Genomic DNA, 24,203 nt, shown 5'->3' with positions numbered 1-24,203 from the left:
CCCGCCCGGCGTCCCGCCCCCACCCGGACAGGAGACGCGCGATGGCACGCTTCATGATGATCGTCAAGGCGACCGAGGAGTCCGAGGCCGGCGTACTGCCGACCAAGGAAATGCTCGCCGAGATGGGGCAGTACAACGAACAGCTGGTCAAGGCCGGGGCACTGCTCGCGGCCGACGGCCTGCGGGCCTCCTCCGAGGGCGCGCGGGTCTCGTTCTCGGGCGGGAGGCCGACCGTCACCGACGGGCCCTTCGCCGAGACGAAGGAGCTGATCGCCGGCTTCTGGATCATCCAGGTGAAGGACCGCGACGAGGCCCTCGAGTGGGCCCGGCGAGTGCCCTTCCAGGACGGTGAGATCGAGGTCCGCCCGGTCTTCGAGATCACGGACTTCCCGGAGGACGTCCTCTGTGCCGAGGACGCGGCGCGCGAGGCGGCCATGCGCGAGGAGCTGCGCAAGCGGACGGGGCGGTAGCTTCGTACGATGGGTGGTCGTGACGACCTCCGACACCCATCGCGCGATCGAGGCGGTGTGGCGTGTGGAGTCGGCCCGGCTGATCGCCGGGCTGACCCGCATCGTGCGCGACCTCGGCATCGCCGAGGAGCTCGCGCAGGACGCTCTGGTGGCCGCGCTGGAGAAGTGGCCCGATTCGGGCGTCCCTGACAATCCGGGTGCCTGGCTCATGGCCACGGCCAAGCACCGCGCGATCGATCTGATCCGCCGCAACGAGACCTACGCGCGCAAGCTGGCCCTGCTCGGCCACGGCCTGGAGACGGAGTGGCCGGCCCCGGAGCCGGCCGCCGTCGAGGACGACCTGCTGCGGCTGGTGTTCGTCGCCTGCCACCCGGTGCTGTCCACCCGGGCCCGGGTCGCGCTCACGCTCCGGCTGCTCGGCGGCCTCACGACCGCGGAGATCGCCCGCGCCTTCCTGGTCTCCGAGCCGGCCGTGGCCCAGCGCGTCGTGCGCGCCAAGCGGACCCTCGCCACGGCGGAGGTGCCCTTCGAGGTGCCGGGCGCCGACGAGCTCGCCGACCGGCTCTCCTCCGTGCTGGAGGTCATCTACCTGATCTTCAACGAGGGTTACGCGGCCACGGCGGGCGACGACTGGATGCGGCCGGCGCTGTGCGAGGAGGCGATGCGGCTGGGCCGGGTCCTGGCCACGCTGATGCCGAAGGAGGCGGAGGTCCATGGGCTGGTCGCGCTGATGGAGCTCCAGGCGTCACGCTCGGCCGCGCGCACGGGCCCCTCGGGCGAGCCCGTCCTGCTCCTGGATCAGGACCGCGGCCGCTGGGACCACCTGCTGATCCGGCGCGGCCTCGCGGCTCTGGCCCGCGCGGAGGAACTGGGCGGCGCGTACGGTCCGTACGCCCTCCAGGCCGCGATCGCCGCGTGCCACGCGCGGGCGCACACCCCCGAGGCCACGGACTGGCCGCGCATCGCCGCCCTTTACGCGACCCTCGCCGAGCGCACGCCGTCCCCCGTCGTGGAACTCAACCGCGCGGTCGCCGTGTCGATGGCGGAGGGGCCGGAGGCGGGCCTGCGGCTGGTGGACGCGCTCTCCTCCGAACCGGCCTTGCGGGACTATCACTTGCTGCCGAGTGTCCGGGGCGATCTCCTTTTCCGGCTGGGCCGGCGGGCGGAGGCCCGGGCGGAGTTCTTGCGGGCGGCGGGGCTCACGCGGAACGAGAGGGAGCGGGTTCTTCTGCGCCGGCGGGCGGAGGACTGCGGCATCTGACGCCTACGGCGGGCTTTTTCCCCAGCCCCGCCCCTTCCCGAACTGGGGCGCGTGCCCCAGACCCCCGGCTGCGGGCCGGTTCGCCGCCTGCGGCGGGAGCGCCCTGCGGGCGCGTCCTCAAACGCCGGACGGGCTGGATATGGCTGAGCTCAGCCAAATCAGCCCGTCCGGCGTTTGAGGACAACGCGCGAAGCGTGTTGCGGGGGTCCGAGGCGCGTAGCCACCCGCCCCCCGAATCAGTCGTTGGCCACCACCGGATACCGCGGCGTCCCCTCCGCCATCTGGCGAAGAGCGTCCTTGCGGTCCCGCTTCGAGAGCCGGTCGATGTAGAGGTAGCCGTAGAGGTGATCCGTCTCATGCTGGAGGCATCGCGCGAAATAGCCCGTGCCCTCGACAGCGATGGGGTTCCCCTTGGCGTCCTGGCCGCGGACGACCGCGTAGTCCGGGCGGGCCAGCGACGCGTAGGCGGTCGGGACGGACAGGCAGCCCTCGTTGGAGTCGTCGAGGACGCGGCGGTCGGCCGGGAGCTCGTCGAGGACGGGGTTGCAGACGGCGCCCACGTGCCGTACGCCCTCGTCGTCCATGCAGTCGTAGACGAAGACCTTCAGGTCGACGCCGATCTGGTTGGCGGCCAGGCCCACGCCCTCGGCGGTGCGCTGGCTGGCGAACATGTCGTCGATGAGCTGCGCGAGCTCGTCGCCGAACTCGGTGACGTCCTTGCACTCCTTGTGCAGCACGGGGTTGCCGACGACGGTGATCGGACGGGACGTGCCGCGCTCACGGTGCGCGCGCTCGCGCTCCTCGCAGTCCTCGGTGTCCACGATGAACTCGTCGTTCACCGGCTGCTGAGTCTCTTGCTGCGCCATTCCGCCGTACGCCTCTCTCAAAACCCGAAAAAATGATGCCTTTACAGTGTAAGGGAGCCGCGGGGCGCCCTCAGCAGACTTCTTCCAGATCGCGCCACTCACGCGTGTCCGGGCTGTCGGCGACCCAGCCGTCGAGCAGACCGCGGACGAGCCCGGCGGGGGCGGCGATGCCGCATTCGCGCTCGGGCACCCAGAGCGAGCCGGAGCCGGCCGTGCGGTGGCCGAGCGGGCCCGGGTGGCCCGGCTCGCTGTGGTCGTGCGGGTCGAGGTGCTCGCCGTCGCCCTCGTCGCTGGGCATCCGGCTCTCCGAGCAGGTGCGGCACAGCAGCCGCACGGAGGAGGACCAGTCCTCGGCGGCGAAGCCCGCGTCGGCGGCGAGCCGCTCCAGGGCGTCCCGGTCGGCCTCGGTGGCGGCCTCCAGGAGGACCACCCAGGTCGGCACGGGCGAGGGGGCCCACAGCTCGATCTCGTCGAAGACGGGGTAGGAGGGCCCGGCGGCGGTGACCCGCTCGCCGTGCGGGACGCCGTCGTGCAGCACGACCTCGCCCCAGCGCCGCCCGGAGGAGGGCAGCGGGATGGAGAGGACCTCCATCCGGGCCGGATCGAGCCGGCGGCCCCAGACGACCTCTGCCTCGCCCTCCGGCGAGAGCCGTACGGCCGCGCTGCCGAGCTCCATGCCGACCGGCTCCCCCGCCGGGGCCGCCTCGCCGGGCACCCGCAGGCCGTACGCCTGCCAGGCGCGGCGGGCCAGCGGCCAGTCCTGGAGGGCGGTGGCGGCGATGCCCACGTTCCACCAGTCGGGGGCGCCCGCCTCGCGGTCCAGCAGGGCGACGGCCCGCAGCCCGGCGGCGCGGGCCTGCTCCCAGTCGTGCCGGAACTTGTGCAGCAGAGCGAGGTTGAACCACGACTCGGACAGCCACGGCTCCATGTCGGCGGCACGGGTCAGCAGCGCTCCCGCGTCCTCGTACCGGCCGTCGCCGATCAAAGTGAAAGCACGGTCGGTGGCCTGCCGCCACGAGGCGGAAGGCCGATGCCGTACCTTGCCGAAGATCCTCACGATTCCCGCCTGCCGGTTTCTGCGTGCGACCACGCCGGATGACCCAGGTGACGGCCGCCGTCCTCCCTGACGACAACCTGCCACATCTCTCTTGCTCCGGGAAGCTGCGCCCGCCACTCCTCGATGGCGACGCGCGCGGCACCCCCCGTAGTCCGCGCTCTGTGTGTCGTTTTCTTCTCTTCGCATCCAACCATGCCCCTTTGGACGCCCGCTCATTACCCGTGGGTTCAGCGGCCGCACGGGTTTCGGCGGGACTCCTACGGCTCCGGGGGCGGGGTCCGGGGCGGGCAGGGGGCCCGTGCCAGCACCCGGGCCAGGGCCTCCACGACCTGGGGATCGTGGTCGTGGGCCGTGGCCAGCCGCAGCCGTTCCAGGGCACGCAGCGGGCCGCAGGCGGCGGCCCCCGCGAGGTCGTCGTAGGCGTTGACCGTGCGGACGATCCGGGCGGTGAGCGGCTGCTCACGGAACGGGTCGGCCTGGCGCTCCACGACCACCGCGACCTCGGCGGGCACCCCGGTCTGCCGGACGACCGCGCCGCCCAGCAGGGCGATGCGGCGGCGTTCGGCGGGCGGCAGGAGCTCGGTCGCCCCGGCGGGCACGGGATCCAGCAGCGAGAGCCGGCCGATGTCGTGCATCAGCGCCGCGTACTCCACCACGGTGAGATCCGCCTCGGCCAGGCCGAGCTCCCGCCCGGTGGCGCGGCTGAGCGCGGCCACGCGGCGGGCGTGTCCGGCCGGGGTGTGCCCGGCGATCTCGGTGGAGCGCGCCAGGGAGGCGATGGTCTGGTGGCAGGTGGCGCGCACGGCGGTGTAGCGGCGGAAGGACAGCTGGGTGAGCAGCAGCGGCAGGCAGAAGACCGGAAGCGCCCAGAGCCCGGCGACGGCCACGGCGAGGGCCATGACCACGCCGGTCGCGCAGATCGCCGTGCCGATGCCGGGCAGGGCGCGCAGCTCGTCGCGCAGCGCCGGGCCGTACGGGCCGCCGGTGCGGGCACGGGACAGGGCGGCGGCCAGGACGGCGTCGCACAGGGCGGTCAGCGCGAGCAGGAGCAGCAGGAACGGCGCGTAGTACGGGCTGTGGCCGGGCCAGCGGTCGAGGGCGCCGGAGTTGTGCAGGGGCTGGAAGCAGACGGCGGCGAAGCCGGTGGTGAGCAGGCGGCGCGCGAGGTGGTCGCGCGCGGGCGGGCGGCCGAGGGCGCCGGCGAGCGTGGCGGCGAGGACGACGGATACGACCTGGGCCGGGCCGTGCGTGGTGGGCCGCCCGCCGACCTCGCCGAGCAGGGCGTAGGCGAGCGCCCCGGCGGCGCCGACGGGCGCGGGCTCGCGGGCCTCCGCGGCAGCGGTGGGACGGCGCCGGACGGCCTCACCCAAGGTGATCAACACGCCGAAGGCCAGGGCCACTTGGGGCTGGGCCATCCCCTGCCGGACGGTCCACACGAGCGCGGTCACAGCGGCGGCCGCGGCGGCGGTGTGCACCCAGCGGACGACCAGGGTGCCGTCCGGACATGTCGTCGATGCCGAAGACGCGATCATCCCTCGCCGCCGTGACGGGTCGCTCCGGTGACCGATTCCCTCACAGAAGGGACGTTTCCGCTGGGCAGAATTATGCATTCCGTGAGCAGGGAGCCCTCCGAGGTGACGGCCGGGTGCCAGCCGTGCCGGTCGAGCGCGGCCTCCAGCGCGTCGACCATGCGCGGGTCGAACTGGGTGCCGGAGCAGCGGTGCAGCTCCGCCATCGCGACGGCGACCGGCCGGGCGCGGCTGTAGCTGCGGGTGGAGGTCATCGCGTCGAAGGCGTCGGCGACGGCGACGATCCGCGCGAACTGCGGGATCTGCCGGCCGCTGAGCCCGTACGGATAGCCGCTGCCGTCCAGCCGCTCGTGGTGGTGGAGGATCGCGGCGCGCGCCTCGTCCAGGAAGCCGATGCCGCGGACCATCTCGTGGCCGTACTCCGGGTGGAGCTCGATGAGGCGCCGCTCCTCGGGCGTCAGGGGGCCGTCCTTGCGCAACAGCCGGGTGGGAATGCCGAGTTTGCCGATGTCGTGCAGGATGCCCGCGAAGCGCAGCGCCTCCAGCCGCTCCCCCGCCAGGCCCAGCTCGCGGGCGATCAGCACGGACGCGCGGCCGACGCGCTCGCTGTGGCCGCGGGTGTAGCGGTCCTTGAGGTCGACGGCCTGCACCAGGGCCCGGATGGTGGCCTGGTGGGCGCCGCGCTCGCGCTCGTAGCGGTCCAGGAAGCAGGACGAGACCCACATGGGCAGCAGCACGAGCAGCGCGGCCGGCGGTCCGTACGCGCTGCGCCAGAGCACCGCCGTCATCAGGCCCGTCGGCCCGTGCACCAGCGCGGGCAGCAGCGGGCCCGGCAGCAGGCCGCGCCAGGCGGCCCGCGGCGAGCGGCGCTCGGCGGTGAACCGGATGACGCCGTCGAGGACGGCGGTGACGAGGCAGAAGGCGAGCGCGGCCGCGAGGGCGGGCACGAGCGCCACCGTGAACGCGGCGCGGCCGGGGGCCATGGCGGCGAAGACGTACGAGGCGGCGCACGCGGCGAGCGACAGCTGGGCTGCGTGCCACCAGCGCCGCACCCACACCGGGCGCTGCTCGACGCGGCCCGCGAGCGCGCCGGGCACGGCGACGAGCGCGGCGGCCGCCGGGGGCAGCAGGAACGCCCCGGCGAGCAGCACGGGGAGGGTCAGCGTGCGGCGGGGCAGCCGTTCACAGACCGCGCAGACCGCGGCGAGCAGGGCGATCGCGGTCCAGGGGGCCGCGGTTCCGGCCCGCACGGCGGGCGCGGCGCACAGGGCCGCGGCGACCACGGCACACGCGACACAACCGCGTGCCACCGCCGGAATTGTCCACATGGCGCGTCCTCCCCGTCCCGTACGAAGCAGGCCAGCTTGCCGTCAGGATGGGGAGAATAGGCTGAGGGGACGCCCAGGAACGGCGCATTCGGGTATTACCCCGGCCGAACCGACCGGTTGCACACCTTCGGGTGATGTTCCCCGGGGAGGGTGTTTGCTCTGCGGTCCTGAAGAAAGAGCGCAGGTGGGAGGGGGTGGCCCGGCTCAGTCCTGCGCGAGCCTGCCCGCCGCCTCGGCCGACCTGGCGGCCTCCGCCGCCCGGGCCTCGGCCACCACGTCGTGGTCCGGCACCGACTGCCCGGAGCGGATCAGCTCGATGCGGCCCATGACCTTGGAGCGGAGGTCGGCGGGGACGTCGTCGTGGCCGCAGCAGCGCTTGACGAGCTTCTTCACCGCCTGCTCCAGACCGTACTTCTCCAGGCAGGGGGAGCACTCGTCGATGTGCACCTCGAACTTGGCGCAGTCGCCGTCGGGCATCTCGTGGTCGAGGAACTCGTAGAGATGGTCGAGGACTTCAGAGCAGTCCGTCTCGTGCGGGTCTCCGCAGCTCATGAGTCCGAGCCTTTCCGATTGTGCGACTCGTCGGAACCGTTCGGCGCCGGGGCCGTACCCGCCGGGACCAGACCGCGCTCGCGGGCGTAATCCTCCAGCATTCCGCGCAGCTGGCGGCGGCCCCGGTGCAGCCGGGACATGACCGTGCCGATGGGCGTACCCATGATGTCCGCGATCTCCTTGTACGCAAAGCCCTCCACATCCGCGAGATAGACCGCTATGCGGAATTCCTCGGGAATGGCCTGAAGGGCCTCCTTGACGTCGGAGTCCGGGAGGTGGTCCAGGGCCTGGGACTCGGCCGAGCGCAGGCCGGTCGACATGTGCGACTCGGCGCGGGCGAGCTGCCAGTCCTCGATCTCCTCCGACGCGCTGCGCAGGGGCTCACGCTGCTTCTTGCGGTAGGAGTTGATGAACGTGTTGGTCAGGATGCGGTACAGCCACGCCTTGAGGTTCGTACCGTCGCGGAACTGATGGAAGGAGGCGTACGCCTTCGCGTACGTCTCCTGGACCAGGTCCTCCGCGTCAGCGGGATTGCGCGTCATGCGCAGGGCGGCCGAGTACATCTGGTCGAGGAAGGTCAGCGCGTCCCGCTCGAAGCGGGCGTTGCGTTCGGCGGCGCTTTCGGCGCCGACGGCTCCGTCATCGGTCCCCTCGTCGGTCCCAGCGACCGGACCCACCTCCTCCGACAGCCTGGCGGAACCGGAAACGGACCCGCTCGAATCGGAGAATAGACGACGATCCGGCCCGTCCGCCGCTTCAGGAGAAGCGGGCTGCGCCACATGCAGCGCCGACCACCCCAGGTCAGGCGTCTGCGGGCGGGACAGGCATGCGGTCGAACCCATGCTGCGAGCTCCCATTCCTCTGTCGTGCCAGTGCGTGGTGACGTTGTGCACAACAGCGGTGCCCGGCCGCGCATTCCCGGTCGGCGGGACGTGATCGAACGGCGGCCGAACGGGTCAGCCGGGCAGCCCCGCGAGCCATTCGGCGACCGCCTCGGTGATCACCGCGAGGGCGCCGTCCTGGCCGATGGCCGCCTTCTTCGGCACGGCGAAGCCGTGGTCGCCGTCCGGCACCGGGACCAGGCGCGTGCCGGGCGGGAATTCCTCGGGACGGCCGAACGGGTCCTTCGCGCCCTGGACGACGAGGGTGGGCAGGCCGGCGCCCGTCAGCTCCTCCGCGCGGGACTTCTCCGGCTTGCCCGGCGGGTGCAGCGGGAAGCTCAGCGCGAGGACGGCGACGGCGCCCAGCTCCTTCGCCGTACGGCAGGCGACGCGCGCACCGGCGCTCCTGCCCCCGGCGACGACCGGCCCGCCGCGCTCCGCGATCACCGGCCACAGGGCCGTCCACGCGGAGTCGAGTGTCTTCGGCGCCGGGGCGACCTTCTTACCGGCGACGCGCCAGGGCTGTTCCACGAGGGCGACGGTGACGCCGCGCTCCGGCAGCGCGGCGGCGAGCGCTCGCAGGTCCCGCGCTTCCACGCCGCCGCCGGCGCCGTGGCCGAGGGCGAGGGTGAGCTTCGCGTTCGCGGCGCCGAACCAGTGGATCCTGGCGTCGCCGACGGGGGTGGGGGCTGTCTGGATCACGGGTCCATCTTGCCGGTGGGTACGGCGGGGTGGCGTGGCACGGTGTCGCCTGCGGCGGGCTTTTCCCCAGCCCCGCCCCTTCCCGAACTGGGGCTCGCGCCCCAGACTCCCGGCTGCGGATCCGTCTGCCGCCTGCGGCGGGAGCGCCCTGCGGGCGCGTCCTCAATCGCCGGGCGGGCTGGATGTGCGGACCGTAGCCCCACCACAATCAGCCCGTCCGGCGATTGAGGACAACGCGGCGAAACCCCCTCAGAACAGCGTCGACTCCTCCGGAGCCGGAAGTTCCTCGACAAGCTCAGGCCCGTTGTTGCGCACATCACTCACCGACGTCCGCACCGGATAGGCCCGTACAGCCGCGGCTCCGGACGACAACACCCCTCGCAGCGCGCCGGCATCCGTACAGGACGGATCCAGCCAAGCCCCCCACCGCTCCCGCGGCAGCACCACCGGCATCCGCGGGTGGATCTCCGCCAGGGACCGCGGCCCCTCCCCGCCCGCGGCGGCGAACGGCTCGGCGGACGCCTCCGTGGTGATCACCGTGCAGGTGGCCCACCACGCCTGGGGATGGTCGGCGGGCAGCGCCGGATCGCGCCAGAACTCGTACAGGCCGGCCATGGCCAGGACCGAGCCGTCCTCCGGGGTCACGAAGTACGGCTGTTTACGGGCCCGCTTCCGGCGGCCGCGCTCCTCCAGCTCGCGCTCGTCCGCGCCGGTGACCCACTCGTAATAGCCGTCGGCGGGTATCAGGCAGCGGCGCGACTCGAAGGCCCGCCGGAAGGACGGCTTCTCGTGGACCGTCTCCGCCCGCGCGTTGATCATCTTCGCGGCGCCCTCGGGCGATTTCGCCCAGGATGGAACCAATCCCCACCGCAGTGCGCGGAGCTGGCGAACCGGACCGCGCTCCCTGGCGTCTTTCAGAGGACGTTCGAGCACCACGTGCACGCTCTTCGTCGGCGCGACGTTCCAGTCCGGGGCGAGCGTCTCCGCCGGTTCCCATTTCTCGACGCCGAAGAGCCCCACGAGGTCCTCGGGACTCCGGCTCGCCGCATATCGACCACACATGTTCGCCACCCTGCCACGGACCCCCGAGGAGCCGCGCACAAATGGACAGCACCAACGCCACCGCCCTGTGGGACCGGGTGGTCGGGACCCAGCCCGACCCCACGCTGTGGCTGGTGGTCGCCACCGGGGTCGTCGCGCTCGCCGCGGTCGTCCCGCGCCGCGTCTGGCTGATCACCCGCAACGCGATAACCATCGCCCACGAGGGCGGCCACGGCCTCGTGGCCCTGCTCAGCGGCCGCCGCCTGGACGGCATCCGGCTGCACTCCGACACCTCCGGGCTGACGGTCTCCCGCGGCAGGCCCACCGGTCTCGGCATGATCCTGACCGCCGCCGCGGGCTACACCGCCCCCTCGCTGCTCGGCCTCGGCGGCGCCTGGCTGCTCGCCGCCGGGCACATCACGGCCCTCCTGTGGGGAGCCACCGCACTGCTCGCCGCACTGCTGGTGATGGTCCGCAACGCCTTCGGCGTGCTGACCGTGGTGCTGACCGGCGCCGCCTTCGTCCTGGTCTCCTGGCTCGCGGGCCCGGCGGTGCAGGCGCTGTTCGCGTACGGGGTCGTCTGGTTCATGCTGCTCGGCGGCGTCCGGCCGGCCTTCGAGCTCCAGGCGAAGCGGCGGCACGGCCACGCGGGCGACTCCGACGCCGACCAGCTCGCCCGCCTCACGAACGCGCCCCCGTTCGTCTGGCTGCTTTTCTTCCACGTGGTCTCGCTGTGCGCGCTGACCGGCGGGGGCCGCTGGCTGCTCGGGCTGTGACCGCGTTCGAGCCACTAAGGTAAAGAGCATGACCGAGAGCCCTGCACACACCGACCTCTGGCCTGCCCCCCTCGCGAGCGGGGCCGTCAACGCGACCGTCACCGTGCCGGGATCGAAATCGGTCACCAACCGCGCACTGGTGCTCGCCGCGCTGGCCGCCGAGCCCGGCTGGATCCGCCGCCCGCTGCGCTCGCGGGACACCCTGCTGATGGCCGAGGCGCTGCGCGCCATGGGCGTGGGCATCGAGGAGACCGTCTCGTCGTCCTCCACGGGCGCCGGTTCGGGCGAGGCGTGGCGGGTGATCCCCGCGCGGCTGCACGGCCCGGCCACCGTCGACGTCGGCAACGCCGGCACCGTCATGCGCTTCCTGCCGCCCGTCGCGGCCCTCGCCGACGGCCCGATCCGCTTCGACGGCGATCCGCGCAGCTACGAGCGGCCGCTGCACGGCGTGATCGACGCGCTGCGCGCGCTCGGCGCCCGCATCGACGACAACGAGCGGGGCGCGCTGCCGCTGACCGTGCACGGCGGCGGCGCGCTGGACGGCGGGACGGTCGAGATCGACGCGTCCTCGTCCTCGCAGTTCGTCAGCGCCCTGCTGCTGTCCGCGCCGCGCTTCAACCAGGGCGTCGAGGTGCGGCACACCGGCACCGCCCTGCCGTCGATGCCGCACATCCGGATGACCGTGGACATGCTGCGCATGGCGGGCGCCCAGGTCGACACCCCGGAGTCGGGCGGCGAGGCCGATGTGTGGCGGGTCTCCCCCAGCGCGCTCCTGGGCCGCGACATCGTCGTGGAGCCGGACCTCTCCAACGCGGCGCCGTTCCTGGCGGCCGCCCTGGTCACCGGCGGCCGGGTCACCATCCCCGACTGGCCGGAGCGCACCACGCAGCCCGGCGACGCGCTGCGCGAGATCTTCACCGCGATGGGCGGCAGCTGCGAACTGTCCGACGCCGGGCTGACCTTCACCGGCACCGGCCGGATCACCGGCATCGAGGCCGATCTGCACGACGTCGGCGAGCTGACCCCGGTGATCGCGGCGGTCGCCGCGCTCGCCGGCTCGGAGTCGGTCCTGAGCGGCATCGCGCACCTGCGGCTGCACGAGACGGACCGGCTGGCCGCGCTCGCCAAGGAGATCAACGAGCTCGGCGGCGACGTCACCGAGACCGAGGACGGCCTGCGCATCCGCCCGCGCCCGCTGCACGGCGGCGTCTTCCACACCTACGAGGACCACCGGCTGGCCACCGCGGCGGCCGTGATCGGCCTCGCCGTCGACGGCGTCCAGGTGGAGAATGTCGCGACGACCGCCAAGACCCTGCCGGACTTCCCGGAGCTGTGGACCGGGATGCTGGGACCCGTCGCGGGGGCGACGACGGTGTCGAGAGCCTGAGAAGAGCGGAAGAGCACCATGCGCCGCTACGGCAAGAACCCCGACGAGGACGACATCCGCGTCCGCCCCAACCGCAAGGGCAACCGGCCCCGGACCAACATCCGCCCGAAGCACGAGGACGCCGCCGAGGGCTTCGTCCTCACCGTCGACCGGGGCCGGCTCCACGTCCTCGTCGAGGACCGCACCATCATCGCGATGAAGGCGCGTGAGCTGGGGCGCAAGGGGGCCGTGGTCGGGGACCGGGTCGCGGTGGTCGGTGACCTCAGCGGCGCCAAGGACACCCTCGCGCGGATCGTCCGGGTCGAGGAGCGCTCCTCCGTGCTTCGCCGTACGGCCGACGACGACGACCCCTTCGAGCGGGTCGTCGTCGCCAACGCCGACCAGCTCGCGATCGTCACCGCCCTCGCCGACCCCGAGCCGCGCCCCCGCCTGATCGACCGCTGCCTGGTCGCGGCGTACGACGCGGGCCTGGAGCCGCTGCTCGTCCTCACGAAGTCGGACCTGGCCTCGCCGGACAAGCTGCTGGAGTCGTACGGCGCGCTGGGCGTGCCGCATGTGGTCACCAGCCGCGAGGAGTTGGCGAGCGGCGGGGCCGCCGAGCGGGTCCGGGAGCGGCTGACGGACCGGGTCACCGCCTTCGTCGGCCACTCCGGCGTCGGCAAGACCACGCTCGTCAACGCCCTCGTCGAACGGCAGCGGGCCACCGGCCACGTCAACGCCGTCACCGGCCGGGGCCGGCACACCACGACCTCGGCGCTGGCCCTGCCCCTGCCCGACGGCACCGGCTGGGTCATCGACACCCCGGGCGTGCGGTCCTTCGGCCTGCACCACGTGGACCCCTCCCGCGTCATCCTCGCCTTCCCCGACCTGGTGCCGGGCACCGAGGACTGCCCGCGCGCGTGCAGCCACGACGAGCAGGACTGCGCACTGGACCAGTGGGTCGAGGACGGACACGCCGACCCGCAGCGGCTCTACTCCTTGCGACGACTGCTTGCCACGAGGGAGCGGCGCGAAGGCGATTGATCGCCTACGTTTGCGAGTGACCGCCGATGGCAAGTGCAACAAACACACCGGTACGAGCGGCGGTCACCAAGACTCGGGAGGCAACTGATGGCGTGGCTGCTGGTCGTGGTCGCGGGCCTGCTGGAGACCGGCTTCGCCGTCTGTCTCAAGCTCTCGCACGGTTTCACGCGGCTGTGGCCGACGATCGCGTTCGCATGCTTCGCACTCGGCAGCTTCGGGCTCCTGACGCTGTCCCTGAAGAAGCTCGACGTGGGCCCGGCGTACGCGGTGTGGACGGGCATCGGCGCGGCGGGCACGGCGATCTACGGCATGATCTTCCTCGGCGACCTGGTCTCGACCCTGAAGCTCGTGTCGATCGGCCTGGTGATCCTGGGCGTGATGGGCCTCCAGCTCTCGGGCTCGGCGCACTGAGCGGCTCTTACGCGGGGCTGCCCGCCGTCGCCGGCCGCGCTCGCGCACCATCAGAGGCGCGGGGAGCCGCGCGACAAGCCGCGTACAACCCGCGGCCACGGACCGGACCGCCACATCCCCACAGGCGCGAGCCGCCCGATGGCGAGAGCCCCCTCCGCACCGGTCAGTTGGCTGAAACAGTGCGGTCGCCCTCCGAGGCGCCTCCCTCGTCGCTCAGAAGGGCGCGGACCAGACGGGCGACTTGGCCGGCCGCCTCCTCGTGCGAGGCGGCCGGGGCGACCACGTAGGACAGCGTCAGCCGGACGGCCACCTCGCAGGCCCAGAGCACCGTCTCCGCGGCGGCCCCCGGCCCCAGGTCCGCCGTGACCGCGCGGGCCGCACGGTCGCGGATCCCGTCGGCCAGCGCCCAGGGCGTGGGGGTGCCGCGCGCCGGGGCGGGCCCGGACGGGCCGCGCGGGGCGGGCACCGCGGGGGCCGCGACGGCGGGCAGCCGCTCGCCTCGGCAGCCGGTCAGCGCGGCCCGTACGAGGGGGTTGGCGCGGGCCGTGCGCAGGATCCAGCCGGCCGCCGCGGCGCAGCGGTCACCGGCGTCGGCGGTGGTGCCCGCCTCGGCCAGGGCCCGCTCGACACCGGTGAGCAGGGCGTCCGCCTCGCGGCGCACCAGGGCGCGCGCCAGGCCGGCCTTGCTGCCGAATTCGTTGTAGAGCGTCTGCCGGGACACCCCGGCCGCGGCCGCGACGTCGACCATCCGGACCCCGCTCCAGGGCCGTCTGTCGAGCGCCGCGTAGGCCGCGTCCAGCAGGAGTTCTCGTGCCGCGGGCATCGTCGCCTCCCCGGCCGTGCGGCCGCACGGCGGTAGTGGCCACAGAATTGACGTGCGTCCGGACGGTGTCAAGAGCCCGGGCGGGCCGTCGAGGTCCTGAGGGTGCCCACAGGTACTGTTCAGCCATGTCCGACTACCACGATGATCTGCGCCTGGCCCACGTCCTGGCGGACGCCGCCGACGCGGCGACCATGGACCGGTTCAAGGCCCTCGACCTCAAGGTCGAGACGAAACCGGACATGACTCCGGTGAGCGAGGCGGACAGGACCGCCGAGGAGCTGATCCGCGGTCAGCTCCAGCGCGCCCGGCCGCGCGACGCCGTGCTGGGCGAGGAGTTCGGCAGCGAGGGCACGGGCCCGCGCCGCTGGGTGATCGACCCCATCGACGGCACCAAGAACTATGTGCGCGGGGTGCCGGTCTGGGCCACCCTGATCTCCTTGATGGTGCAGGTCGAGGGCGGTTTCGAGCCGGTCGTCGGCGTGGTCTCGGCGCCCGCGCTGGGCCGCCGCTGGTGGGCGGCGAAGGGCTCGGGCGCCTTCACCGGGCGCAGCCTGCTCTCGGCGAGCCGGCTCCAGGTCTCGCGGGTCGGCCGGATCGAGGACGCCTCGTTCGCGTACTCCTCGCTGACCGGCTGGGAGGAGCGCGGCCTGCTGCCCGGCTTCCTGGACCTGACACGCGACTGCTGGCGGACGCGCGGCTACGGCGATTTCTGGCCGTACATGATGGTGGCCGAGGGCTCGGTGGACATCTGCGCGGAGCCGGAGCTGTCGCTGTGGGACATGGCGGCGAACGTGGTCATCGTCGAGGAGGCGGGCGGCCGCTTCACCGGCCTGGACGGCCGGCCGGGACCGCACAGCGGTGACGCGGCGGCGTCGAACGGACTGCTGCACGACGAGCTGCTGGGCTATCTGCGTACGTAGGTCGCGCCCCCGGTTCAAACCTGGGCGCGGGAGCGGGGAGAAGCGGAATTCCGGCTCCACGCGCCTCTTGTTGTGTCCCCGCGAACATGTGACGATGAGGAGCCCCACGCTTGTGAACTTGTGAACACCTTCTCGAGGGAAGGGCGTTCACGGGTGCACAGTCGCCAAGGAGGTGGCTCCGACCATGCTCGTCCGCGACGCCATGAGCACGGTGGTCCTCACCATCGGCCCCGCGCACACCCTTCGGCAGGCCGCGCGGCTGATGTCCGCGCGCAGGATCGGCGCAGCCGTCGTACTCGACCCCGACACCTGCGGGCTCGGCATCCTCACCGAGCGCGACATCCTCAACTCCGTCGGCGCGGGCCAGGACCCGGACCGCGAGACGGCCCACGCCCACACCACCACCGACGTCGTCTTCGCGGCCCCCGGGTGGACGCTGGACGAGGCCGCGTCCGCCATGGCGCGCGGCGGTTTCCGGCATCTGATCGTCCTCGACGGCCAGGGTCCGGTCGGCGTGGTGTCGGTGCGCGACATCATCCGCTGCTGGGCGCCCGCGCGGGCCCGGGCGGACGCGCTGACGCACTGACGGCCGCGCCGGGGCACCGCGAGCGGGCAGCCGGAGAGGCCGGAGCCCATTGGCGTCCGGCCTCTCCGGTTCTTTCGGCAAGCCACTGGTCGGGACGACCCCGGCCGGCGCACCGCCGTGACGGCGGATCAGCCGGCCGACGGGGTCAGCCGCGCAGGGCCTGGACCGCGGCTTCCAGCCGCTTGCCGAAGTCGGGGTCCGCCTGGCGGAAGTTGTTGATCGCCCGCTCGGCGATGTCCTCGCGCGACACCTTGGCGATGAAGCCGGCGAGGTTGTCGATGAGACGGCCCTTCTCGTCCTCCGACATCAGCCGGTAGAGGTTGCCCGCCTGGACGAAGTCGTTGTCCTCGGCGTGCGAGGGGGTCTCGATGGTGCCCGTGGCGCCGGTGACGCTCAGCGGCTGCCACAGCGGACGGCCGGTCTGCGCCGGGCCGCCGAAGCTGTTGGGCTCGTAGTTCTTGGCGCGGCCGTGGCGGCCGTCGTACGCGTAACCGTCGCGGCCGTAGGTGCGCGCCTCGGTGGCGTGCGGGCGGTTCACCGGCAGGTGGTCGGCGTTGATGCCGACGCGGTAGCGGTGGGCGTCGCCGTAGGCGAAGAGGCGGCCCTGGAGCATCTTGTCGGGCGACGGGCCGATGCCCGGGACGAAGTGCGCCGGGGAGAAGATGGACTGCTCGACCTCGGCGAAGATGTTCTCCGGGTTGCGGTTGAGCTCCAGCTTGCCGATCTCGATCGGCGGATAGTCCTCGTGCGGCCACACCTTGGTGAGGTCGAAGGGGTTGAAGCGGTACGTGGCCGCGTCGGCCGCGGGCATGATCTGCACCTGCACGGTCCAGGACGGGAAGTCGCCGCGCTCGATGGCCTCGCGCAGGTCGCGCTGGTGGCTGTCGGGGTCCTCACCGGCGAGCTTGTTCGCCTCGGCCTGGGTGAGGTTCTTGATGCCCTGGTCGGTCTTGAAGTGGTACTTGACCCAGAAGACCTCGCCGGCCTCGTTGTTCCACTGGTAGGTGTGCGAGCCGTAGCCGTTCATGTGGCGCAGCGTCGCGGGGATGCCGCGGTCGCCGAACAGCCAGGTCACCTGGTGCGTGGACTCCGGCGACAGCCCCCAGAAGTCCCAGACGTTGTCCGCCTCCTGCGAGCCGGTGTACGGGTCGCGCTTCTGGGTGTGGATGAAGTCGGGGAACTTGATGGCGTCCCGGATGAAGAAGACCGGGGTGTTGTTGCCGACGAGGTCGTAGTTCCCCTCTTCGGTGTAGAACTTCAGCGCGAAACCGCGGGGGTCGCGCACCGCGTCGGCCGAACCGAGGTTGCCGGCGACGGTGGAGAACCGCAGGAACGTCTCCGTCCGCTTGCCGACCTCGGAGAGGAACTTCGCCCGCGTCCACTGCGAGACGTCGCGGGTGAGCGTGAAGGTGCCGTACGCGCCGGCGCCGCGGGCGTGCACGATGCGCTCCGGGATCCGCTCGCGGTTGAAGTGCGCGAGCTTCTCCAGCAGCAGCTGGTCCTGGATCAGGACCGGGCCGCCGATGCCTGCGGTCTCGCTGTTCTGGTTGTCCGCGACCGGAGCACCGGACTCCGTGGTCAGCGGGCCCGCATTCGTCCTGGCCTCGCCCTGAACCGACACGTTCGCCTCCGTCTGATCGTCCTGCCACCTTGGCCTGAGCCGAGATCGATCCTACATTGGACCGTGTCTAAGTCAAGATGCCTCCCATGGCGATATCGGATCCAGGGGTGGACGAGGGCCGCTGCTACGCTGGTCCTATCTGACTGATAGGTGAATGGCATGAGTGACCTGCTGGAACGGCTCCGAGGACGCGGCTGGCGGCTGACCGCGCAGCGACGCGTGGTCGCCGAGGTCCTCGACGGGGACCACGTGCACTACACGGCGGACGAAGTGCACGCCAAGGCGGCGCACCTGCTGCCGGAGATCTCGCGCGCGACGGTGTACAACACCCTCGGGGAGCTGGTCTCCCTGGGCGAGGTCCTGGAGGTGAGCACGGACGGCCGCGCCAAGCGCTACGACCCGAACGCCCACCACGCGCACCAGCACCTGGTGTGCTCCCGGTGCGGCACCATCCGCGACGTCCACCCTTCGGGTGACCTGCTCGCGGAGCTCCCGCAGGAGGAGCGCTTCGGCTTCCAGGTCGCGGCGGTCGAGGTCACCTACCGCGGCATCTGCCCGAACTGCACCTCCGCCGCCGGGTGAGGGCGGCCGGGCAAGCACGACAAAGGCCCGGATCCTGAGGATCCGGGCCTTTGCCCTTGAGTAGCGGGGACAGGATTTGAACCTGCGACCTCTGGGTTATGAGCCCAGCGAGCTACCGAGCTGCTCCACCCCGCGTCAGTGAACCAACCTTAACCCGCTCGGCGCAGCAGAAGCAAACGGCTCCGCAGTCGTCGGCCGTACGGCGAAGGCTCCGACAGGCGCGGTCCCTCAGCAGGCCGGGTGAGGTCCCCTGCGGTTCGGCAGCGCCCTGCGGTTCGGCAGCGCCCTGAAGGGGCTCGGGGCTGTGGCCATGAGCGGCTCCGCCGCGTGGGCGCGACCGGCCACGACGGCGCCGCGGACGGCCGACGGCACGTCTCACTACACGTCTCACGGCACTTCCGGCGGGGCGCTCAGGCGGTCAGCTCCTGCTGGAGGGCGTCCCGCAGCCGCGCGGCCCGCTCCGCGACCTCGGCGGGCCCCAGCCGCACCGCGCAGTCGCACCAGTGCCGCCCCTCGGTCAGATCGCCGCGCCGCGCCGCCAGCAGGGCCAGCCGCAGCGCCGCGCGCCCGTGCCCGGCCTCCGCCGCCCGCGCCCACCAGAGGGCCGCCTCCGGCTCGCTGCCCTCGCGGGCGAGGAGCAGCCCGAGGTTGAAGGCGCCGTTGCGGCTGCCCGCCTCGGCCGCCTCGCGGTACCAGTGCGCGGCCTCGACCACGTCGCCCCGCTCGGCGACGAGCATGCCGAGCCGCACCTGGGCGCGCCGGTGGCCCTGCCGGGCGGCCCGGCCGTACCACTCCTCGCACTCCTCGCGCGCGTGGTCGTCGCGGTCGAGCAGCGAGCCCAGCCGGAAGGCGGCCTCGGCGCTGCCGCCGCGCACGGCGATCCGCAGATGGCGCTCCGCGGCCTCCTCGTCGCCGTCGCGCAGGAGGGCGATGGCGACCTGGAGGGCGGCTTCGGTGTGCCCGGCGGTGGCCGCGCGCTCGTACCACTGGAGGGCCGTGCGCTCCTCGTCGCGCCCGGCGTAGAGGATGCCCAGGTTGAACGCGGCGTCGACGCTGCCCGCCTCGGCCGCCTTGGAGAACCACGGCTCGGCACCGGCCGCGTCGCCGCCCTGGAGCAGCAGCACGGCCAGCGCGTTGGCCGCCTCGCGGTGCCCGGCGTAGGCGGCGCGGCGGTACCACTGCTCGGCCTGCGCGGTGCGGCCCTGCTCGGCGCAGAGCAGGCCGAGGTTGTACGCGCCGTTGACGTCGCCGTGGTCGAGCGCCGTGCGGTACCAGCGCTCGGCCTCGCCGGACTCGCCGCGGTCGGCGTGCATGGCGCCGAGGGCGTTGGCGGCGTTGCCGTCGCCGTCCTGGGCGGCGCGGCGCCACCAGACGGCGGCGCTCTCGCAGTCACCGGCGTCGCGCAGCAGGAAGCCGAGCGCGCACGCGGCACGCGACTCGCCGTCCTTGGCGGAGGTCAGATACCAGCGCGCGGCCTCCTGGGTCTCACCGCGGCCCTCCAGCAGCGTGCCGAGGTGCAGCGCGGCGCGGCGGTGGCCGCGGGCGGCGGCCTGCCGGTACCACTGCTCGGCCTCACGGGCGGGGCCGCCCTCGCGGCCGTCCGCGGCGGCGGCCCGCAGTTCGCGGACGGAGGTCTCCACCCCGCCGGGGCCGAGGCCGCCGGCGAGCCCTTCGGCGCGGGCGCGGGGCGCCCTGCCGTCCAGGATGCGGGCCAGGCGGTACGCGGCTTCCCGGTGGCCGCGCTCGGCGGCGGCCCGGAACCAGCGCTCGGCGCCGACGTCGCTGCGGTGCTCCAGCAGGTCGGCCAGGGCATAGGCGCCCAGCGCGTGTCCGGATTCAGCCGACTGGCGCAGCCAGTACTCGGCGGCGGGCTCGTCGCCGCGCTCGCGGTGGTAGCGACCGAGCGCGTGCGCGGCGGCGGCGGAGCCGGCCACGGCGGCGATGCGCCACCAGCCGGCGGCCTCGTCGCCGTAGCCGCGCTGGTGCAGCAGCACGCCGAGGTTGTTGGCGGCGGAGCGGTCCCCGTCGGCGGTGGCGGCCCGCAGGTGGCGCTCGGCGCCGTCGAGGTCGCCACGGCGCAGCAGGAGCGCGCCGAGCATGCTCAGGGCAGCCGGGTCGCCGGCCTCCGCGGCCCGGCGGCGCGCGGTCTCCAACTCGAGGTCGGCGGGGTCGCCTGCGTCGGCGGTCGCCGCCTGCGGCCCGTACGCCGTCAGATCCTGCTCGCTCCCGTCACCGGGAGCCTCTACAAGCCGACGTGTCTCCCACAGCCTCGTCCTGTCCCCCATAAGCCCCATCGTCGCACCACCCGCAACCCGCGTACACCTGGTATGCCGCAGCCAGTGAGGTCACTTCAGCGTTTTGTCGACTTCCCGACTTCCCGACACGACGGGGCTCCAAACTCTCCACAGAAGCCCCGCACACAACCCGCACACACCGCGCCCTCCCGGACACCTCGCGGTACTACTACCGCTCGGACTCCGGGCACACGACAAGGCCCGGAGTCCGAGGACTCCGGGCCTTGTCTTTGAGTAGCGGGGACAGGATTTGAACCTGCGACCTCTGGGTTATGAGCCCAGCGAGCTACCGAGCTGCTCCACCCCGCGCCGTTGTGTGACAACCGTACCACGGTGGCGCGGGGTGGATCTCCCGAATGGGTGTCAGCTGCCCGGCTTGCCGTTCTTGTCCGAAGAGCCGGTCTCCGCCTTGGCGATCCGGTCGAGGGCGTCCTTCAGGTCCTTCTGGGCCTTGCCGTACGCGCCCCAGTCCTTGTCCCCGAGCGCCTTCTGACCGGCGTCATAGGCGTCCTGAGCGTCCTTCACGGCCTGCTTGACCGTCTGGTTCGCGGGCGGCTGCTGGCCCGAGGGCTGCCCCGGCGGCTGCTTGGTGCCGTTGTCCGGCGCCTTCCCGCCGAAGACCTCGTCGAGGGCCTCGTCGAGGGTGTCCTTGAAGGCGATCTTCTCGCCGTAGTTCACCAGCACCTTCTTGAGCAGCGGGTAATTCGTGCCCGCGCCGCGCAGGTAGACCGGCTCGACGTACAGCAGCCCGCCGTCCAGGGGGACGGTCAGCAGATTGCCGTACTCGACCTCGGAATCGCCCTTCTTCCAGATGTTGATGGCATTGGCGACGGCCGCGTCGCTGTTGAATTTGCTCTGCGCCTGCTGCGGACCCCAGACCGTGGTCTCGGACGGCAGCTTCAGCACTCTGATGGCCCCGTAGTCCGGGCTCTTCGCGTCGGCGTCGACGGCCATGAACGCACCGAGGTTCGGCCGGCTCTTCGGCGTGAAGGTCGTCGTCAGCGAGAAGGTCTGCTTCTGCTGGTCCGGCATCTTCATGCTGAGGTAGTACGGCGGGACCGCGTTGCCTTCCTTGGTGGTCGGGTCGTCCGGCACCTGCCAGCGCTCGCTGCCCGTGTAGAACGTGCCCGGGTCGGTCACGTGATAGCGGGTCAGCAGCTCACGCTGCACCTTGAAGAGGTCCTGCGGATAACGCAGGTGGTCCATCAGCGCGGAACTGATCTCGCTCTTCGGCTTCACCGTGCCCGGGAACGACTTCATCCAGGTCTTCAGCACCGGGTCCTTGGTGTCCCACTGGTACAGGCTGACCGTGCCGTCATAGGCGTCCACGGTCGCCTTGACCGAATTGCGGATGTAGTTGACCTGGTTCTGCTGGGCCACCACCGAGCGCGCTCCGGTGGTCAGCGAGTCCGCCGTGGTGTCACCGAGCGTGGTGCGCGAGGCGTACGGATAGCCGTTGGTCGTGGTGTACGCGTCCACGATCCACTGGATACGGCCGTCCACGACCGCCGGATAGGCGTCGCCGTCGATGGTCAGCCAGGGGGCGACCGCCTCGACGCGCTCCTTGGGCGTGCGGTTGTAGAGAATCCGCGAATTCTTGCCGATGGCGCCCGAGTAGAGCATCTTCGGCTCACCGAAGGCCACGGCGTAAGCGGCGCGGTTGACCGGGTTCGAGAGGTTCACACCGCTCTTGCCCTGGTAGGTGTACCCCTTCTCGCCCTGGTCGCTGGAGTAGTCCAGCTCGGCCTGGGGGCCGCCCACGATCGAATACTGGCTGGTCTTCTCGCCGTAGTAGATCCGCTGCTCGTACTTCCCGAGCATGCCCTCGGTGGGCAGGTTCTTCTCGGTGAAGTCCGGCTCACCCTCACCCGTGATGGAGGTGCCGTTCGCGGTGATGGCGCCGTAGCCGTGGGTGTACTTGAAGTGGTCGTTGATCCAGTTGCGCTCGGGAATCCCCTTGATGTTCAGCTCGCGCAGACCGATGACCGTGTCCTGCTCCTTGCCGTCCTTCTTGTAGCGGTCGACGTCGAGCGTGGACGGGAACTGGTAATAGCCACGCACCTGCTGTTGCTGCTGGAACGTGGGCGAGACGATATTCGGGTCCAGGAGCCGCAGGCTGGCCGTGTCGTTCACGTCCGCGCGCAGCTTGTCCTTGTCCTTCGGGTCGCCCTTGCCCGCGTAGTCCTTCACATCGGTGCCGTCGATCCCGTACGCCTCGCGGGTCGCCGTGATGTTCTTCTTGATGTACGGCGCTTCCTTGGCCTGCTCATTGGGCTGGACCTGGAACTTCTGCACGATCGCCGGATAGAGCCCGCCGATCAGCACCGCCGAGAGCACCATCAGACCGAATCCGATGACCGGCAGCTGCCAGGTGCGGCGCCACAGCGTCGCGAAGAACAGCACGGCGCAGATCAGCGCGATGATGAAGAGGATCGTCTTGGCCGGCAGATAGGCATTGGCGTCGACATAACGCAGGCCGGTCCAGCCGTCGGTCGACTTCAGCCCGCTGGACTTCACCGCCAGCCCGTAGCGGTCCAGCCAGTACGCGATGGCCTTCAGGCCCACGAAAAGGCCGAGCAGCACGGAAAGGTGCCCGGTGGCCGCCGCGGTGGCCCGGCCGCCGGGGCTGGTGAGCCGCAGGCCGCCGTAGAGGTAGTGCACCAGGGCGGAGGCGATCAGCGAGAGGACGACGGCCGCGAAGCCGAAACTCAGCAGAAAGCGGAACCACGGCAGGTCGAAGGTGTAGAAGGAGATGTCCTTGTGGAACTGCGGGTCCTTCTGCCCGAACGGCACACCGTTGATCCACAGCAGCCAGGTGCGCCACTGCCCGGCCGCGGACGCGCCCGCCACCAGCCCCACGAGGGTGGCGACCGCCAGCAGCGCCCACTTCTTGTACGGCGCGATGCTCATCCGGTAGCGGTCGAGGTTCTGCTGCTCCATCGACATCGCGCTCAGCGGCGGCCGCAGCCGGTGCGCCAGCCAGATGTTGATCCCCACCGCGAGCGCCATGAGCACCCCGAAGACGGCGAAGAGGCCGACCTTGGTGCCGAGCGTGGTGGTGAAGACGGAGGAGTACCGCACCGAGCGGTACCAGAGCCAGTCCGTCCAGAACCCGGCGAACATCACGAAGAGCATGACCAGCGCGGCCAGTACGCCCAAGGTCATCAGCAGGGTCCGGATCCGCCGGGACGGGCGGCCGACTCTGATACGTGGCCCTGTCGGGCCTCCGCCGCGGTCCGGCATCTGGAAAGCCAAGGTGCGCACCTCGAAGTTCGCTGTGAGTGGAGCTTGTCGATCAGGGCCCAGCGATCCTAGGGCCCAGTGTGGCAACTTACCGAGGCTTTACTCAGTTCCCATTTTTGGTCACTCTCAGGGCACGATATTGAGCATGTCCAGCACTTCCAGCATTCCCGACCCCGCCGACTCCTCCGGGCCCGCGCTGCCCAATACCCCGATGGCGGCCGGCCCGCTCACCCGCGCCGTGCTCGAGATCGACGAGTACGCCTCCACCCTGGGCTGGGACCAGCCCGCCCGGCTCTTCGCCCTGGTCGACACCGCCAAGCTGCGCGCCCAGGAGCCCGGCCTGGCCTCCCAGCTCGGCCTCGACGAGAACGCCACGTCCTCGCTCACCCCGATCGAACAGGACGAGGTGCCGGCCGGCACGGCCCTGGACAAGTTCCTCGGCACCATCGCCTGGCCGGACGCGGTGACCGGCTGCGCCCTGACCGTGGAGCGCCTGATGCTGCCGCCGTCGGCGGAGGGCACCGTGCCCAACGGGCTGAACGAGAAGCAGCTCGCCAAGTGGGTCGCCGCGCACCCGGACCGCCAGGAGGTCCGGATGACGGTCGCGGTGCTGCGCGACGGCGCCCGCGAGTCCGCGGTGCGGCTGCGCGAGAAGGACTCCCCCACGGAGGTCCTCACCGGCGCCGATCTGGTCCCGGGTCTGGCGGAGGCCCTGGCGGCCACCTTCGAGGACTGACCCTCACCGCTCCCTTGGCGGGGGGGGGGGGGGGGGGGGGGGGGGGGGGGGGGGGGGGGGGGGGGGGGGGGGGGGGGGGGGGGGGGGGGGGGGGGGGGGGGGGGGGGTGGGGGG

The 24,203-nt window shown here is 72.2% G+C and carries 22 protein-coding genes and 2 tRNA genes; 10 read left to right on the top strand and 14 right to left on the bottom strand.

Features of this window, described 5'->3' with window-relative positions; translation table 11 throughout:
• The first annotated feature begins 41 nt into the window (after nucleotides 1-41).
• Together ACZ4A5_RS20930 and ACZ4A5_RS20925 are read left to right on the top strand one after the other, a co-directional pair.
• Nucleotides 42-470 carry a YciI family protein gene (locus tag ACZ4A5_RS20930; RefSeq protein ID WP_467585965.1) on the top strand — a complete coding sequence of 143 codons (429 nt, stop codon included), beginning with the start codon at nucleotides 42-44 and terminating at the stop codon, nucleotides 468-470.
• Between the two features lie 13 nt (nucleotides 471-483).
• Nucleotides 484-1,731: an RNA polymerase sigma factor gene (locus ACZ4A5_RS20925; protein ID WP_467585960.1), complete on the top strand. Its 1,248-nt coding sequence runs from the start codon at nucleotides 484-486 to the stop codon at nucleotides 1,729-1,731.
• A gap of 236 nt (nucleotides 1,732-1,967) precedes the next feature.
• Here ACZ4A5_RS20925 and def read toward each other — a convergent pair whose 3' ends face one another.
• The 8 genes from def to ACZ4A5_RS20885 form a co-directional block, all read right to left on the bottom strand.
• The gene (gene def / locus ACZ4A5_RS20920) at nucleotides 1,968-2,597 is read right to left on the bottom strand and encodes a peptide deformylase (protein WP_398870406.1); all 630 of its coding nucleotides are present in this window, start codon (nucleotides 2,595-2,597) and stop codon (nucleotides 1,968-1,970) included.
• A 70-nt stretch (nucleotides 2,598-2,667) separates the two neighbouring features.
• Nucleotides 2,668-3,654, bottom strand: coding sequence for a tetratricopeptide repeat protein (locus tag ACZ4A5_RS20915; RefSeq protein ID WP_116215906.1), 987 nt, complete (start codon nucleotides 3,652-3,654; stop codon nucleotides 2,668-2,670).
• Between the two features lie 257 nt (nucleotides 3,655-3,911).
• Nucleotides 3,912-5,186, bottom strand: coding sequence for an HD-GYP domain-containing protein (locus ACZ4A5_RS20910; protein ID WP_467585951.1), 1,275 nt, complete (start codon nucleotides 5,184-5,186; stop codon nucleotides 3,912-3,914).
• Nucleotides 5,183-6,511: an HD-GYP domain-containing protein gene (locus tag ACZ4A5_RS20905; RefSeq protein ID WP_467585948.1), complete on the bottom strand. Its 1,329-nt coding sequence runs from the start codon at nucleotides 6,509-6,511 to the stop codon at nucleotides 5,183-5,185. Before ACZ4A5_RS20905 ends, ACZ4A5_RS20910 begins: the two co-directional genes overlap by 4 nt.
• Nucleotides 6,512-6,715: 204 nt before the next feature.
• Nucleotides 6,716-7,063 carry a mycothiol system anti-sigma-R factor gene (gene rsrA / locus ACZ4A5_RS20900; RefSeq protein WP_467585945.1) on the bottom strand — a complete coding sequence of 116 codons (348 nt, stop codon included), beginning with the start codon at nucleotides 7,061-7,063 and terminating at the stop codon, nucleotides 6,716-6,718.
• A complete protein-coding gene (locus tag ACZ4A5_RS20895) occupies nucleotides 7,060-7,740 on the bottom strand; it encodes a sigma-70 family RNA polymerase sigma factor (protein WP_467585942.1) in 681 nt (226 codons plus the stop codon). The genes rsrA and ACZ4A5_RS20895 overlap by 4 nt, the downstream gene beginning before the upstream one ends.
• A 279-nt stretch (nucleotides 7,741-8,019) precedes the next feature.
• Entirely contained in the window at nucleotides 8,020-8,646 is a 627-nt protein-coding gene (locus ACZ4A5_RS20890; RefSeq protein WP_467585939.1) for an alpha/beta hydrolase family protein, read from the bottom strand.
• Nucleotides 8,647-8,895: 249 nt separating this feature from the next.
• Entirely contained in the window at nucleotides 8,896-9,708 is an 813-nt protein-coding gene (locus ACZ4A5_RS20885; protein ID WP_467585936.1) for an SOS response-associated peptidase, read from the bottom strand.
• Nucleotides 9,709-9,749: 41 nt separating this feature from the next.
• Between ACZ4A5_RS20885 and ACZ4A5_RS20880 the strand changes: the two genes are divergently transcribed.
• The 4 genes from ACZ4A5_RS20880 (at nucleotide 9,750) to ACZ4A5_RS20865 (ending at nucleotide 13,284) form a co-directional block, all read left to right on the top strand.
• Nucleotides 9,750-10,463 carry a M50 family metallopeptidase gene (locus tag ACZ4A5_RS20880; protein WP_467585933.1) on the top strand — a complete coding sequence of 238 codons (714 nt, stop codon included), beginning with the start codon at nucleotides 9,750-9,752 and terminating at the stop codon, nucleotides 10,461-10,463.
• Between the two features lie 28 nt (nucleotides 10,464-10,491).
• Nucleotides 10,492-11,850, top strand: coding sequence for a 3-phosphoshikimate 1-carboxyvinyltransferase (gene aroA, locus ACZ4A5_RS20875; RefSeq protein ID WP_467585929.1), 1,359 nt, complete (start codon nucleotides 10,492-10,494; stop codon nucleotides 11,848-11,850).
• Nucleotides 11,851-11,868: 18 nt separating this feature from the next.
• Nucleotides 11,869-12,873, top strand: a complete 1,005-nt coding sequence (gene rsgA, locus ACZ4A5_RS20870; protein ID WP_398870398.1) for a ribosome small subunit-dependent GTPase A — start codon at nucleotides 11,869-11,871, stop codon at nucleotides 12,871-12,873.
• A gap of 87 nt (nucleotides 12,874-12,960) precedes the next feature.
• Complete coding sequence (locus tag ACZ4A5_RS20865; protein WP_361531828.1) at nucleotides 12,961-13,284, top strand: DMT family transporter; 324 nt, start codon at nucleotides 12,961-12,963, stop codon at nucleotides 13,282-13,284.
• A 163-nt stretch (nucleotides 13,285-13,447) separates the two neighbouring features.
• Here the strand turns inward: ACZ4A5_RS20865 and ACZ4A5_RS20860 are convergent, their stop codons facing one another.
• Complete coding sequence (locus ACZ4A5_RS20860; protein WP_467585926.1) at nucleotides 13,448-14,107, bottom strand: TetR/AcrR family transcriptional regulator; 660 nt, start codon at nucleotides 14,105-14,107, stop codon at nucleotides 13,448-13,450.
• A 125-nt stretch (nucleotides 14,108-14,232) separates the two neighbouring features.
• Between ACZ4A5_RS20860 and hisN the strand changes: the two genes are divergently transcribed.
• Together hisN and ACZ4A5_RS20850 are read left to right on the top strand one after the other, a co-directional pair.
• On the top strand, nucleotides 14,233-15,027 hold the full coding sequence (hisN, locus tag ACZ4A5_RS20855; protein ID WP_398870396.1) for a histidinol-phosphatase: 795 nt from the start codon (nucleotides 14,233-14,235) through the stop codon (nucleotides 15,025-15,027).
• 184 nt (nucleotides 15,028-15,211) lie between these two features.
• On the top strand, nucleotides 15,212-15,613 hold the full coding sequence (locus ACZ4A5_RS20850; RefSeq protein WP_467585922.1) for a CBS domain-containing protein: 402 nt from the start codon (nucleotides 15,212-15,214) through the stop codon (nucleotides 15,611-15,613).
• Between the two features lie 145 nt (nucleotides 15,614-15,758).
• On the opposite strand, the gene ACZ4A5_RS20845 is transcribed toward ACZ4A5_RS20850, so the two are convergent.
• A complete protein-coding gene (locus tag ACZ4A5_RS20845) occupies nucleotides 15,759-17,234 on the bottom strand; it encodes a catalase (RefSeq protein ID WP_467585919.1) in 1,476 nt (491 codons plus the stop codon).
• A 159-nt stretch (nucleotides 17,235-17,393) separates the two neighbouring features.
• On the opposite strand from ACZ4A5_RS20845, the gene ACZ4A5_RS20840 reads away from it, so the two are divergent.
• Nucleotides 17,394-17,816: a Fur family transcriptional regulator gene (locus ACZ4A5_RS20840; RefSeq protein WP_361535283.1), complete on the top strand. Its 423-nt coding sequence runs from the start codon at nucleotides 17,394-17,396 to the stop codon at nucleotides 17,814-17,816.
• Nucleotides 17,817-17,877: 61 nt separating this feature from the next.
• Here the strand turns inward: ACZ4A5_RS20840 and ACZ4A5_RS20835 are convergent.
• The 4 genes from ACZ4A5_RS20835 to ACZ4A5_RS20820 all read right to left on the bottom strand — a co-directional run bounded on the left by ACZ4A5_RS20835 (nucleotide 17,878) and on the right by ACZ4A5_RS20820 (nucleotide 23,353).
• Nucleotides 17,878-17,951, bottom strand: a tRNA-Met gene (locus ACZ4A5_RS20835).
• A gap of 275 nt (nucleotides 17,952-18,226) precedes the next feature.
• Nucleotides 18,227-20,110: a tetratricopeptide repeat protein gene (locus ACZ4A5_RS20830; protein ID WP_467585916.1), complete on the bottom strand. Its 1,884-nt coding sequence runs from the start codon at nucleotides 20,108-20,110 to the stop codon at nucleotides 18,227-18,229.
• 235 nt (nucleotides 20,111-20,345) lie between these two features.
• Nucleotides 20,346-20,419, bottom strand: a tRNA-Met gene (locus ACZ4A5_RS20825).
• 54 nt (nucleotides 20,420-20,473) lie between these two features.
• The gene (locus ACZ4A5_RS20820; RefSeq protein WP_467586135.1) at nucleotides 20,474-23,353 is read right to left on the bottom strand and encodes a UPF0182 family membrane protein; all 2,880 of its coding nucleotides are present in this window, start codon (nucleotides 23,351-23,353) and stop codon (nucleotides 20,474-20,476) included.
• Between the two features lie 145 nt (nucleotides 23,354-23,498).
• Here ACZ4A5_RS20820 and ACZ4A5_RS20815 point away from each other — a divergent pair, with 145 nt between their 5' ends.
• Nucleotides 23,499-24,089, top strand: a complete 591-nt coding sequence (locus tag ACZ4A5_RS20815) for a PPA1309 family protein (protein WP_398870390.1) — start codon at nucleotides 23,499-23,501, stop codon at nucleotides 24,087-24,089.
• The last annotated feature ends 114 nt before the right edge of the window (nucleotides 24,090-24,203 follow it).

Source organism: Streptomyces sp. NPDC025618, assembly GCF_055558795.1.
Note: the sequence above shows the minus strand (reverse complement) of the source record. Positions and strands in the feature narration are given on the sequence as shown.

Excerpts from the sequence above, each read along its gene's own strand:
- ACZ4A5_RS20930 (WP_467585965.1), top strand. The coding sequence starts at position 42 with ATGGCACGCTTCATGATGATCGTCAAGGCGACCGAGGAGTCCGAGGCC.
- def (WP_398870406.1), bottom strand. The coding sequence starts at position 2,597 with ATGGCGCAGCAAGAGACTCAGCAGCCGGTGAACGACGAGTTCATCGTG.
- ACZ4A5_RS20910 (WP_467585951.1), bottom strand. The coding sequence starts at position 5,186 with ATGATCGCGTCTTCGGCATCGACGACATGTCCGGACGGCACCCTGGTC.
- ACZ4A5_RS20905 (WP_467585948.1), bottom strand. The coding sequence starts at position 6,511 with ATGTGGACAATTCCGGCGGTGGCACGCGGTTGTGTCGCGTGTGCCGTG.
- rsrA (WP_467585945.1), bottom strand. The coding sequence starts at position 7,063 with ATGAGCTGCGGAGACCCGCACGAGACGGACTGCTCTGAAGTCCTCGAC.
- ACZ4A5_RS20885 (WP_467585936.1), bottom strand. The coding sequence starts at position 9,708 with ATGTGTGGTCGATATGCGGCGAGCCGGAGTCCCGAGGACCTCGTGGGG.
- ACZ4A5_RS20880 (WP_467585933.1), top strand. The coding sequence starts at position 9,750 with ATGGACAGCACCAACGCCACCGCCCTGTGGGACCGGGTGGTCGGGACC.
- aroA (WP_467585929.1), top strand. The coding sequence starts at position 10,492 with ATGACCGAGAGCCCTGCACACACCGACCTCTGGCCTGCCCCCCTCGCG.
- rsgA (WP_398870398.1), top strand. The coding sequence starts at position 11,869 with ATGCGCCGCTACGGCAAGAACCCCGACGAGGACGACATCCGCGTCCGC.
- ACZ4A5_RS20865 (WP_361531828.1), top strand. The coding sequence starts at position 12,961 with ATGGCGTGGCTGCTGGTCGTGGTCGCGGGCCTGCTGGAGACCGGCTTC.
- ACZ4A5_RS20860 (WP_467585926.1), bottom strand. The coding sequence starts at position 14,107 with ATGCCCGCGGCACGAGAACTCCTGCTGGACGCGGCCTACGCGGCGCTC.
- hisN (WP_398870396.1), top strand. The coding sequence starts at position 14,233 with ATGTCCGACTACCACGATGATCTGCGCCTGGCCCACGTCCTGGCGGAC.
- ACZ4A5_RS20850 (WP_467585922.1), top strand. The coding sequence starts at position 15,212 with ATGCTCGTCCGCGACGCCATGAGCACGGTGGTCCTCACCATCGGCCCC.
- ACZ4A5_RS20840 (WP_361535283.1), top strand. The coding sequence starts at position 17,394 with ATGAGTGACCTGCTGGAACGGCTCCGAGGACGCGGCTGGCGGCTGACC.
- ACZ4A5_RS20830 (WP_467585916.1), bottom strand. The coding sequence starts at position 20,110 with ATGGGGCTTATGGGGGACAGGACGAGGCTGTGGGAGACACGTCGGCTT.
- ACZ4A5_RS20820 (WP_467586135.1), bottom strand. The coding sequence starts at position 23,353 with ATGCCGGACCGCGGCGGAGGCCCGACAGGGCCACGTATCAGAGTCGGC.
- ACZ4A5_RS20815 (WP_398870390.1), top strand. The coding sequence starts at position 23,499 with ATGTCCAGCACTTCCAGCATTCCCGACCCCGCCGACTCCTCCGGGCCC.